Source organism: Pseudoalteromonas sp. G5_S1_14_S5, assembly GCF_054968605.1.
The window spans coordinates 1-11826 of the sequence record NZ_JBQKUM010000105.1; the positions used below are offsets into that span (position 1 = coordinate 1).

Consider the following 11826-nt stretch of genomic DNA (forward strand, 5'->3'; position numbering starts at 1 on the left):
CTTGAAAGTTCAATATCTTGAAATTGTTACCCCCGAAATAGACACGGTTTGTGCAACTTACGCACAGATCTACGATGTAAAGTTTAGTGATGCGGATGTGAATTTAGGGGGTACTCGTACTGCTAAGCTCTCAAATGGTGGAGTTATTGGTGTGAGGGGACCACTTCGTGAAACTGAGGAGCCAGTCGTTCGTCATTACACACTGGTGAAAGACATAGAAGCTGCAGTAAACGCCGCTGAAAAGTTGGATGCTGAAGTTGCCGTTCCACCAATGGAGTTACCACGTCACGGAATGTGTGCCATTGTCATTCAAAGTGGTGTTGAACTCGGTTTTTGGCAGCTGTAACTGGTCGTTTACCAAAAAGTTTAAAATATAAAATTAGTTTGTGTTGCGTCTGTTTACGTTCAAAAACAGCAAGCCAGGCTACGTAAGTTTGCCACGTTGTCAGAATAACAAGGGCAGGGTGTTGGCTCTAAGGTCATCGAACACATCATCAAAGACCTGCAAGCGGATCAAGTGAGTTATTTTTGGTGTGGTGTCCGTACAACCGCTTTGGGTTTCTATCAAAGGTCTGAGATGCAGGTCGAAGGCGTTGAATTCCAAAAATCGGGAGTCTCTTACTACAAGATGTCGGTTCAGTTGGGGTAAAGACTTTCACTGTAACCCTGTGCATCACTTAAAACATCAATTCAAGTTAAGGAAGCGTATAGTGGAAGAAATCAAAGGCATTTTGGAGTTCATGGCTGAAGTGGAAAAGTTGAAAGATGTTCATAGACAAACGAGGCCTGTGGGTCTGGATCGCTATGAAAACTCCGCTGAGCATAGCTGGCATGTCTGTTTGAGTGCTCTGATGTTGAAAGACTATGCGAATGAAGAGATCGATATTACCCGAGTGATGAAGATGTTGCTGATACACGATCTCGGTGAAATCGATGCAGGTGACACGATCATCTATGCCAGTGAAACAGAAGAAAACAAACTTAAAGAGAGAAACTGTGTCGAGCGATTACTTGGGTCATTGCCGAGCCATCTAAGATCCGAATATTTGGAGTTATGGCTAGAATTTGAAGCAGGTGAGTCACCGGAAGCGAGATTCGGTAAAGCGGTCGATAGAGTGCCCCCTTTACTTCATAACATCCATGGCGGTGGTCATAGCTGGAAGAGGCACAATATATCTAAAGATAAGGTACTGACATTTAACGGTGACCGTATTTCTAAAGGCAGCAAGGCACTCTGGAGCGAATTAGAAGTTCAACTTGAAGCGGCTGCCGACCGAGGATTATTGAAGTAAATTCAAATTTAGCTTGCCAAGGTGATGGACAAGGAGTCACATCCACCCAGATTTTGGGTTTTTATATGCCCTTTAGATTGCGACATTATCATCAAAATATTAAAGACACTGTTTATTCATACAGTTTTGATGTGTATTCTCACTGCTTATCAAAAGGAGCAGTAAAAATGGCGTTCAAATACGAAGAAAAAGTCCCAAATCCAGCCGAGTTTTGTGAGATGCGGGTGAAAGCAAAATTATCACCGAAGTCACTGAAAGCAGCCACAATCGCTTTACCAAATAGTTTATACGGCATCTCTATTCGAGAAGGTGACCAACTCATTGCGATGGGGCGTGTTGTCGGTGATGGTGCATGTAATTTTGAAGTGGTTGATGTCGCTGTTGATCCAATCTATCAAGGGCAGGGCTTGGGTAGAAAAGTAATGGAATACATCGACAATTACCTATCTTCTGTTGTACTGGAAGGGTCGTATGTTTCCATGATTGCTGATGAACCGGTGTTTTATGAGAAACTCGGTTATAAGCTTGTATCTCCTTCTAGCCAAGGTATGACAAAGAAGTTTCCACCCAAGCATATGTAATAAAAAACTGAGGCTCTCCCATGACATTATGCAAAGAGCCTCAAGTTTAAAAGGAGCACATCAATTAATGAAAAATAGAATCTTGGCGTTATCGCTGCTTGGCCTATCAAGCTGTGTATTCGCTGATAGTGAATTACCAAGCAGTAGTTATGAAATGACCATTACGGTGGTAGAGCAATCCCTAAAGCGCGACTTTCCATCGGTTAAATTTGATTACCTTGGCCAGACGCTTACCACAAGCGTTGATGAGTGTTCGTATACTGGAATGCTCTCTGAACATAGCGACAACACGATTCTTCTATCGGCCACGATGTCATGTATTAATGAAAGTGGATCAAGCTACAGTGAGATGCCAGATTTCGCGCTTAAGCCTGAGGGTGGTGAAGCGAGTATGAGTTTTGGTGATGACGACACTGATGTGTGGACATACACCGTCACAGTAAAGAAGCTCGATTTATAGTTAACCTTCTTTAGCAAGGTGACACATTAGCCACGGCACTCTCGTCGTCTTGTGTAGCGTAACTACATGCCATGAGACGTCGATCAATATAATAAGTTAGATAATCCAACGTTAGCTTGTTACTATGCAATCAACTTTATAAATGCACATTGGTTTATATAAATGATTGATAGTAAATACATTAAGCACCCATATTACTGTGAAAACTGTAACTCAATGACTCCACACCTTGCAATGAGCAGCTCTGTTGAGGAGCAAAAGGAGCAAGCGGAATCAGAAGCAAGACAGTGGAAAATAGGGATGTTGGTGGAGTATATCGTAAACCTGTTTTTTAAAGACGACAAAGACACGCCTGGCTTTTTCATAGACCAAGAATATCAATATCAGTGTGAGAAGTGCGGCACCAAGTCATGGCATTGATATTATGAGATTTTGTTTTAGTTGATACCTAACTTTTAGCATCTAAAACTTCAGCTAATAAGGCTCATTATGCCGTTTCCTTTTTGTTATGGAGGACAAAGGAAGTGATTTACCCAAAGGCTTTAAACATCGGTGACAAAATTGGTTTTTTCTCACCGTCTTCCCCTGCGACAGTGTTCGCTCCCAATCGATTTGCTCGCGCTAAAAACTACTTGGAATCAAAAGGTTTCACTTTGGTTGAGGGCTCTTTGACGGGGAAGTCTGATGGTTACCGTTCTGGCTCTATTCAAGCAAGAGTCGAAGAGCTAAACCAACTGATTCGAGATCCTGAAGTTCGCTGCATTATGTCTACAATTGGCGGCAATAATAGCAACTCGTTATTACCGTATATTGATTATGACGCACTCATAAAGGATCCAAAGATCATCATAGGTTACTCCGACGTAACCGCATTGCTATTGGCGATTCATGCCCAAACTGGCTTAGTCACATTTTATGGCCCGGCACTTGTTGCCTCATTTGGTGAGCTTCCGCCGCTGGTTGATCAAACGTTCCAATCATTCAGTGAGTTGTTGTGCGAGAGTACAAGTCAACATCAATACATAATGCCCAAGGTATGGACGGATATTAAACATGATTGGGAAACTCAGAACTCCGCGAAGTCAGTCTATGACAATGAATGGAAGTTTATCGGCAAAGGAAAAGTTAGTGGCCGAGTGATTGGTGGTAACTTGAGTACGATGGCTGGGATATGGGGTAGCCAATATATGCCCGAAATTCTCGATGGCGATATTCTCCTTATCGAGGACTCATTGAAGGGTATCGAAACCGTAGAGCGCTCTTTTGCACACCTATTGGCTTGCGGAGTATTTGATAAGGTGGGCGCTATCATCTTAGGTAAGCATGAGCTGTTCGATGATAAAGGAACAGAGCGAACACCTCTTGATGTGCTTCTTGAAGTGTTAAACGGTAAAAGCGTGCCGATACTGTACGGGTTTGATAGCTGCCACACTCATCCAATGTTGGTCACGCCACTTGGCGTTCGAGGGAGTATCGACTTTGATAATCAGACCTTTGAGTTGCAGGGACCTTGGGTTACTAACTTCTAGTCTCATAATGTGTCGGGAGTTCATTTGGAAAAGGAAGTACATGGAAATCATATCTGAAATTGAAGTAAGCAAACAACAGCATCAAGCGATTACCACACTCAGGAACAGTGCATTTCCAGAGCATCAGGTTCAACGTTCATACTTCAAGCAATTACCCCATATGCGTGCGCTCCAACTGGAACAAGGTAAGTTGGTTGGTTATCTTGGCCTTGACTATCGAATGATCAACGTTGGCGGCCATGCTTTTAAAGTTCTAGGTGTTATTGATTTTTGTATCGCCGAGGACGTTCGAGGTAAAGGCCTTGGTTCAGCAATGCTTTGTGAGCTTGATGCTTATGCAAAGGAGAGGGATGTTGACTTCATTATCTTAATCTCTGAGTTACACAGTTTTTATTCGTCGCAAGGTTACAACAGAGTCGTTGCTGACCATTCTTGGCTAAGACTCAATGAGCATTTAAATCATGGCATCGCTGTTGAGGAAGTTGACGACCTTTATGTCAAATCGATCAGTGGGGCGAGTTGGCCTTCCGGGAAAGTCGATTGGTTAGGGTATATGTATTAGGACACGGTCATAGCACGCGCAAGAAAGATGCTCCTTTCAGCAAACTGAGTTATGAGCCTGTCTATACTGAGTTCCGACAGTTGAACCATCGATGGCTTTGGCTCGCTAGACTCGTTTAACAAGCGTAGCGCTAACATTGCACAAATACACCTTGTTCAGTAGCCAAGTACAAAAAGCACCGCAAGATGAGAAGAAGCCGGGCTTGCTGATACGAATCTTGTCTGGGTTTATTTCTAATTGTGCAATGGGAGATTACAAATGCTCTCGATGCGGTACCTATTTAGAGACGCTGGACCATCTAGATTAATGATGGGTTTGAGTAAATAAAAACGGGAAGTTCTAAGCGATCTTCCCGTTGTCTTTCGTTTTGCTATTGGCAATTCAATTCAGAAGTCTTAAGCGCAACACTTCTTATATTTTTTACCGCTACCGCAAGAGCATGGGTCGTTGCGGTTAGGTGTCTTTTCGAACGTCATCGTTTTTGGCTTATTTAGGAATGTATCAAGCTCGATGGTGTTCTCTTCTTGTTGCGCGTCTACTGTAATTTCAACAACGAACTCTTGCTCTTCAGCCAGTGTTTCGATTTCAGCTTTGCGAGTTTCGTTTTGAACCGTTACTTTGATTGGTGCTTCTTCAGTACCCGCTTTTACATCGCGGTTTACGTTGTAGCCTGCAAGGACGTGGTTTTGTCTTGTTTCGATACGGCCTTTGAAAAATAGTTTCGACATGGGGTACTCATTAAGAAATAGTGTTATGGCGCTCATGTTCATCTTGATAGCGCATGGAGCGGGGGATTATACGCATATATTCAAATTGATAAAGCTGAGAGCCAAACATAGACAGCAATCTTTTTTACACGGTAATGTCGATCGGTGTGGAGTATTGACAGCAACTTAATCTGCACGGCTCGCGATGAAAAATAGACGATTTGTAGAATGGAGGCCATGACCAAAAACATGCGGCCTGACAAGGTTTTAGTATTATTTTAAGCTCGGTATTTGCTGAAGCCTAGCTCTACCGTTAATGTGTGTTAAATCAGAATAATAGCGAACATAAAGGATTAGGTAATGACATCAAAAGAGGTGGTGCTAAATTTTTGGGATGCAATGCGTACTAACGATTTTGCAAAAGCGAGCGAATGGTTGGCGGAGGATTTCCAAGGTTATTGGCCACAGTCATCTGAGCTAACCGTCGGGCGAGATAACTTCACAGCGATCAACTCTGAATACCCAGCAAATGATGTGTGGAAATTTACGCTCAACTCGATTGTATGTGAGGGCGATACTGTTGTTACCGATGTGTCAGTGACTGACAGCGTTCTTAATGACCGCGTGATTACCTTCCACACCGTAGTTCACGGCTTGATCAAAAAGCAAACAGAGTTTTGGCCAGATGGCTTTGCTCCACAAGAGTGGCGCTCACAATGGGTTCAATTAGTCAGCCCTGAATCAAATAATATTAAATGCCACAACACGAGCTAACAGTAGCGTACGTGCTAAGCAACAACCAAATAATCAAAAAGTCAGCAAGTTAGGAGAGTCCATGAACAAGGTCGTAATCGTTACCGGCGGGAGCCGAGGTATTGGTGCTGCAACATCTAAGCTATTAGCAAAACAAGGCTATGCGGTTTGTGTCAATTTCATACAAAATGAATCTAGAGCCGAAGCGCTAGTTGACGAAATTAGACAACAAGGCGGCACAGCTATCAGTGTGCGTGCTGACGTATCGGTTGAATCAGACGTTAAATCCTTGTTTGAAATTGCACGTAACAAACTCGGGCCAGTGACTCACTTGGTTAACAATGCAGGCATCTTGTTTACTCAATCTGCATTACAAGATATTGAACTGGATCGCTTTGAAAAGGTGATGAAGTCAAATATGTCGAGCTGCTTCCTTTGCAGCAAAGCTTTTATCAAGCAAGCGGATGGTGCTGGCTCTATTGTGAATGTATCGTCTGCAGCTTCACGTACCGGAGCGCCATTTGAATATGTAGATTATGCGGCTTCGAAAGGTGCAATGGACTCCCTTACTAAAGGCTTATCTCTTGAACTGGCGTCAAGAAACATCCGTGTCAATGGCGTAAGACCTGGCTGTATCTATACTGAAATGCACGCCGATGGCGGTGAGCCGGGTAGAGTTGATAGGCTAGCTTCACAATTGCCACTACAACGAGGTGGTACGCCAGAAGAAGTCGCAAACTCTATCGCATGGTTACTGTCAGATGACGCTTCTTATGTGACAGGGTCATTTATTGATATTGCAGGCGGACGTTAGTATACGGTAAGGCTTTTACGTAAAAATAGAAATTAGTTAGAATCATGACCGCAATAAATAGTACCAAACTAAAAGAACGAAACTAAGAGTACAAATATGAATAACTATTTTGAAAGCCCATTCGTGGGTAAATCACTTCAAGAACAAGTAACCAACCCAAATATCATTGTGGGTGAGCACAGTTACTATTCCGGCTACTATCACAACCATATTTTTGATGATTGTGCGCGCTACCTACTTCCTGACCGAACGGATATCGACAAGTTGATCATCGGTAGCTACTGCTCGATTGGTTCTGGTGCCGTGTTTATGATGGCAGGCAATCAAGGTCACCAAAACCAGTGGGTGAGCACATTCCCATTTTTCTATCAAGGTGATGAAAAATTTGAAGGGGCAATCGACGGCTTTGAACGTTCTGGAGACACTGTGATTGGTAATGATGTTTGGATTGGTACAGAGGCGATGATCATGAGTGGCGTAAAGGTTGGCGACGGTGCCACTATCGCCAGCCGTGCAGTCGTAACCAAAGACGTTGAGCCATACTCAATTGTCGGTTCTAATCCAGCTCGTCATATCCGCTATCGTTTTAGTGAGACTGAAATTGCGCAGTTGCTAGAAATGAAATGGTGGGAATGGAATGAAGTGCAAATCAAAGGTGCAATGTCCTTGATGTGCTCTTCTGATATCGATAGCTTGTATCAGTATTGGAAGACCTTTGCTTAATGTTTTCTGCTTGGTAAATTGAATCGCGATTTAGCGAAGATACCGGCTCCGATTTTAAAGTAGAGTACGGTATCTTCTTCGCTAAATAAGGACATCACCTCTAATATTAGCCCCACATAATGTCCTGTGCGTAGATATCAAGCTTCCAGATCGATCAAGGTACAAACCAAATAAGATTAATGTGACTTACATAAGTGAATGGTCATAAGTTACTTGCATCACACAGTATCTCGCATTAGCGTAATGAATGAATTGGAAGTGTTATGATTAGTTGCGGTGATTGCGTTGAGATTGTGTATGTGCACGGGTCCCAGTTAAACCCACGTTGCACTCAGGTTAATATCTCGAAGATACTCCACGTAACCAAGAACGACTCGTTGTGTTGGCAAGAATTATCGAATTACAAGTATGTTTGAAAGCCCTCATTTTAAGCAAACCTCTTTCAAAACGTCATAGGGTGACATATGAATAATTCAATAGAACAAAGCTACTGCACATATTGCCGTGAGCGTACGCAACACGTTGTTGTTTTGGTAAGAAAGGAAAGTGAATTTAAGGGCAAACCAAACCAAAAACGGCTTGAGTTTATCTCCGGTCTGGTCAAAGGCTGGTTTCTTGGCGGTTTTGTCGCTGCCATGGATGAATTTTCTCGCCATGTTGTTTGTGAAAAGTGCGGACATAAAGAGATCCAAGACTAGAATCGAGCTTGTTTAACAGTTAACGCAATATAATAGCTCAGGAAATAGAAGAGTGAAAGAACAAATATTAGAAGCGGTAAAGGCGTATGGCTTTGCGGTAAGAACCAACAATACCGACGAGGTTGATCCAGCAAAGGCAAAAATAGGGCAATTGTGGCAAGGCTTTTTCGAACAAGCTTTCCCTAAGCTGACCCCAGACTCAAAGGTATATGGTGTTTACACCAACTACGAGTCAGATTTTACGGGTGACTTTGATGTGATTGCTTGTACCAATGCGCTTACTGATAACGACATTGACCAATTGGTCGAAACAAAAATTGAACCTGGAAAATACCTGACGTTCTCGGCACAAGGCGAATTACCACAAGCGGTGATCGATTTGTGGGGAGAAGTATGGGCGTATTTTAACGCGCCAGATTGCCCACATACACGAACGTACACAACCGACTTTGAGCTGTACAAAGGCGAAACTGAAGTCGAGATATCAATTGCGATTCAATAATCTTTGAGCACTTATATATCCTGTAAAAGTTAATGAAATAAAAGAGCCGCTCGGTTTGAGCGGCTCTTTTGCTATTTGGTCTTATCCAAAAAGACAATCTTGCTTGGTGTCATTCCATAATGGGTACTGTTTCATTACTTGGGTATAGAGTTTACTCTCGAGGTGCGACCGTAACCAACGCCCAACATTCTGGTATTCAGACTGCACAAACCATTTCTTTTCTACTCTTACAAACTGGCTGACGAATGGCATCACGGCAAAGTCGGCTAGGCTAGGAGAATCTCCAAACAAATAGTCGTGGTGGGCGAGCTTTGCCTCAAGCTCGCTAATAAAGGTTTCACATAAGTTTCTACGCTGCTCTATGTCGTCATTGCGATAGCGAACAGAAGCGCGATACTTCTCTAAGTGACCAATAAACTCCTTGTCATTTTGTTGAATGAGCTGGTGGATTTGCTCACTGAGTGAAGGGTTACTCGAACGAAGCAGATCTTGTGGATCGTTCTGTTGAAGCGCCCACATCATCACATCTAAGCTCTGCTCAATAACCTTTCCATCGGATAACACTAAAACTGGAACTGTACCTTTTGGCGAACTGGCCAAGAGTTCACTAGGCTTGTCTTTGGTGACGATTTCTCTCAGTAGTACTTGTTGTTTCGATAAGGCGATGCCCATTCTTCCACGCATTGCGTAAGGACAGCGACGGAGAGAGTACAGGACGGGTAGAGCTGAAGGATTAGGCATTGTTGAGGTCATTGAGTTTGAAAAGTGTTGTACGGTGGTAAACAGATCGTGATGTGGGTAGAATACGCGGCTTAAAAATTATAAGTAAGTGAGCGACTTCAAAAATGAGCAGAAAAATTGAGTTATTAGCCCCTGGTGGCGATGTAGAAGCGATCAAAGCAGCCATCGTAGCCGGAGCCAATGCAGTTTATTGCGGTTTAGACACCTTCAACGCTCGTAACAGAGCTTCTAACCTATCGTTAGATGAGTTGAACGGGGTAATCCGCCTTGCTCATGAATACGGTTGTGAGATCTTTCTAACGCTTAACGTAGTGCTACTGGAGCACGAAACGAAGAGCATCACTAAGCTATTAAACCAGCTAGTGAATACTAAGGTAGACGGCATCATTGTCCAAGATTTGGGCTTGTTTAACTTAGTGAAGAAGCACTTCCCATCGTTAGATATTCACGCTTCAACTCAGCTAACCACACACAATGAAGGTCAGATTAAGTTCCTGTCTAAGATTGGTGCATCGCGCGTTAACTTGTCTCGTGAGTTGAACCTGTCTGAAATTAAAATGCTGACTGAAGTTGCACACGAACATGATGTACTGACTGAAGTATTTGTACATGGTGCACTGTGTATCGCGTTTTCGGGTCAATGTTACTCAAGCTCAGTAAGTGTGGGTAACTCAGGTAACCGCGGCCGTTGTAGCCAAGCATGTCGTGATGAATATGAAATCACCAATGCGGGTAACCGTTTCCCACTGAACCTAAAAGATAACTCTGCTTATTACGATTTGCCTGAACTGGTAGACGCAAAGGTAGACTCGCTAAAAGTCGAAGGCCGTATTAAAGGCGCACACTACGTTTACACTGTGGTAGACACGTGGCGCAAGCAGATCGATAGCTTTGTACAAGAGGGTTTGTTGCTTGAAGACGATTCAAACCTACACAAAGTATTCAACCGTGAATTCACAAACTCTTTCCTTAAGGGCAACCTAACGAAAGACATGTTCATCGATAACCCTCGTGATAACAGCATTAACTATGCGGTTGAACAGGCGAAAGAGAAGAACAACGAAATCTCAGTGGTTCAGATTCAAGAAGCGACAGTACAGCTGCATGAAGCGAAAGATGTACTTGGTGACGAAATGCGTGACAAGATTAAGTTCCTTGATATCCGCAAGACGCCGGTTGCTATGTCTTTCAGCGCAAAAGCAGGTCAGCCATTTACGGTGACAGTGAAGACAGAAAAAGAGCACTTCACCCTGCAATCTAAGTCGCTGCTTACTACAACAGAAGAGAAAGCGATTACTCAAGAGCTACTTGAGAAGCGATTCAAGAACGTGAAGAGTGCGGTTCACACACTAGAAAGCCAAGATTTCAGCGAAGTGGACTCTGGGCTAGTGATTCCGCTGAAAGAAATTTCTGACATTAAAGACGAAATTGACTTCGTTCTAAACGGCTCTGTTGAAGTGATTAAGCACGTTGAAGTGCCAGCACTGCCACAGCATCCTAAAGTGAACGAGAAGCCGACTATGTCGATGCTTATCGCTGACGTTGCAGACTTGCACCTATGTGATGTGACGGACGCGGACGTTTACTTCAAGCTCCCAGAAAGCTTTAAGAAACGTTGTAACAAGTACATCGATATCTTGGCGGTAAATCCACGTTTGATTCCGTGGTTCCCAGCAGTATTGATTGGCAAGGACTACGACGAAGCCGTTCGTATTCTTGAAGTCGTTAAGCCAGCTCGCATCGTGACTAACAACACGGGTATCGCATACAAGGCTTACGAGATGGGTATCGAGTGGGTTGCTGGTCCGTTCATGAACACGACAAACTCTCACGCATTAGTGACGCTTAAAGAAGAGCTAAACTGTGCGGGCGCGTTCATTTCGAACGAGATCAACAAAGGTCAGATTCGTCATATTCGCCGCCCAGAGAACTTCAAACTGTTCTACAGCATTTACCACCCAATCTTGATGATGACCAGCCGCCAATGTTTCTTCCAAAGAACAGTAGGCTGTAACAAGCCAAGCATCGAAGCGGGTTGTATGTTGAAGTGTGAAAAAGCTACCACGATTACTAACGTGAAAGGTATCTCGTTCGCGGTTGACAAACAGAAGGGTGGCTACCCAAGCATTTACAACCATGAGCAGTTCCTAAACCATGACGCTGTAACGGATTTCTCTGGCCTGTTTGACGAATTCTTCATAGACCTAACCAACATCGGTGCGGGTTCAAAAGAAGTTCAAGACAAGGTAGAGCTGATTAAGCACTTCGAAGGTTTAATCAACGGCGTTGAAGGCTCACAGCAACACCTAGAGCAACTTGTCGAAATTCGCACTAACGCTCAGTACGTTCAAGGTTTATAGCTTTTAAAACAAAGAGTCTTCAAGGTTTATAAGGCATAACCGTTTATAAGCACTGTGAACCAAGAAACAAAAAGCCACTCAATCGAGTTAACACCTATCATTTT

The 11826-nt window shown here is 43.4% G+C and carries 15 protein-coding genes and 1 pseudogene; 14 read left to right on the top strand and 2 right to left on the bottom strand.

What is annotated here, in order from left to right; translation table 11 throughout:
- The 8 genes and pseudogenes from ACTRWI_RS20700 to ACTRWI_RS20735 all read left to right on the top strand — a co-directional run.
- Window positions 1-346, top strand: a 346-nt coding sequence (locus ACTRWI_RS20700) for a VOC family protein (RefSeq protein ID WP_499133629.1), incomplete at its 5' end; no start/stop codon positions are given.
- A gap of 120 nt (window positions 347-466) precedes the next feature.
- Window positions 467-649 (top strand): annotated as a pseudogene (locus tag ACTRWI_RS20705) (GNAT family N-acetyltransferase); the annotation flags it as partial.
- A gap of 61 nt (window positions 650-710) precedes the next feature.
- Complete coding sequence (locus tag ACTRWI_RS20710) at window positions 711-1292, top strand: HD domain-containing protein (protein ID WP_499133630.1); 582 nt, start codon at window positions 711-713, stop codon at window positions 1290-1292.
- Between the two features lie 167 nt (window positions 1293-1459).
- Window positions 1460-1873 (top strand): GNAT family N-acetyltransferase, encoded by a 414-nt coding sequence (locus ACTRWI_RS20715; RefSeq protein ID WP_499133631.1) that lies wholly within the window; start codon window positions 1460-1462, stop codon window positions 1871-1873.
- A gap of 67 nt (window positions 1874-1940) precedes the next feature.
- The gene (locus ACTRWI_RS20720; protein WP_499133632.1) at window positions 1941-2333 is read left to right on the top strand and encodes a hypothetical protein; all 393 of its coding nucleotides are present in this window, start codon (window positions 1941-1943) and stop codon (window positions 2331-2333) included.
- A 162-nt stretch (window positions 2334-2495) separates the two neighbouring features.
- Window positions 2496-2753 (top strand): hypothetical protein, encoded by a 258-nt coding sequence (locus ACTRWI_RS20725; RefSeq protein WP_102423004.1) that lies wholly within the window; start codon window positions 2496-2498, stop codon window positions 2751-2753.
- A gap of 104 nt (window positions 2754-2857) precedes the next feature.
- A complete protein-coding gene (locus ACTRWI_RS20730) occupies window positions 2858-3862 on the top strand; it encodes a S66 family peptidase (RefSeq protein WP_499133633.1) in 1005 nt (334 codons plus the stop codon).
- A gap of 40 nt (window positions 3863-3902) precedes the next feature.
- Window positions 3903-4424, top strand: a complete 522-nt coding sequence (locus ACTRWI_RS20735; protein WP_499133634.1) for a GNAT family N-acetyltransferase — start codon at window positions 3903-3905, stop codon at window positions 4422-4424.
- A gap of 395 nt (window positions 4425-4819) precedes the next feature.
- Here ACTRWI_RS20735 and ACTRWI_RS20740 read toward each other — a convergent pair whose 3' ends face one another.
- The gene (locus tag ACTRWI_RS20740) at window positions 4820-5152 is read right to left on the bottom strand and encodes a PBPRA1643 family SWIM/SEC-C metal-binding motif protein (RefSeq protein WP_004741022.1); all 333 of its coding nucleotides are present in this window, start codon (window positions 5150-5152) and stop codon (window positions 4820-4822) included.
- A gap of 339 nt (window positions 5153-5491) precedes the next feature.
- Between ACTRWI_RS20740 and ACTRWI_RS20745 the strand changes: the two genes are divergently transcribed.
- The 5 genes from ACTRWI_RS20745 (at window position 5492) to ACTRWI_RS20765 (ending at window position 8621) form a co-directional block, all read left to right on the top strand.
- Entirely contained in the window at window positions 5492-5905 is a 414-nt protein-coding gene (locus ACTRWI_RS20745; RefSeq protein ID WP_499133635.1) for a nuclear transport factor 2 family protein, read from the top strand.
- A gap of 61 nt (window positions 5906-5966) precedes the next feature.
- Window positions 5967-6698 (top strand): SDR family oxidoreductase, encoded by a 732-nt coding sequence (locus ACTRWI_RS20750; protein WP_499133636.1) that lies wholly within the window; start codon window positions 5967-5969, stop codon window positions 6696-6698.
- A 96-nt stretch (window positions 6699-6794) separates the two neighbouring features.
- Complete coding sequence (catB, locus tag ACTRWI_RS20755; protein WP_499133637.1) at window positions 6795-7421, top strand: type B chloramphenicol O-acetyltransferase; 627 nt, start codon at window positions 6795-6797, stop codon at window positions 7419-7421.
- A 464-nt stretch (window positions 7422-7885) separates the two neighbouring features.
- On the top strand, window positions 7886-8119 hold the full coding sequence (locus ACTRWI_RS20760) for a hypothetical protein (protein ID WP_499133638.1): 234 nt from the start codon (window positions 7886-7888) through the stop codon (window positions 8117-8119).
- Window positions 8120-8171: 52 nt separating this feature from the next.
- Window positions 8172-8621, top strand: a complete 450-nt coding sequence (locus ACTRWI_RS20765) for a GyrI-like domain-containing protein (RefSeq protein WP_499133639.1) — start codon at window positions 8172-8174, stop codon at window positions 8619-8621.
- Window positions 8622-8702: 81 nt separating this feature from the next.
- Here ACTRWI_RS20765 and ACTRWI_RS20770 read toward each other — a convergent pair whose 3' ends face one another.
- On the bottom strand, window positions 8703-9362 hold the full coding sequence (locus tag ACTRWI_RS20770) for a glutathione S-transferase (RefSeq protein WP_499133640.1): 660 nt from the start codon (window positions 9360-9362) through the stop codon (window positions 8703-8705).
- 104 nt (window positions 9363-9466) lie between these two features.
- On the opposite strand from ACTRWI_RS20770, the gene ACTRWI_RS20775 reads away from it, so the two are divergent.
- Window positions 9467-11722, top strand: coding sequence for a peptidase U32 family protein (locus ACTRWI_RS20775; protein WP_499133641.1), 2256 nt, complete (start codon window positions 9467-9469; stop codon window positions 11720-11722).
- Window positions 11723-11826 lie beyond the last annotated feature (104 nt).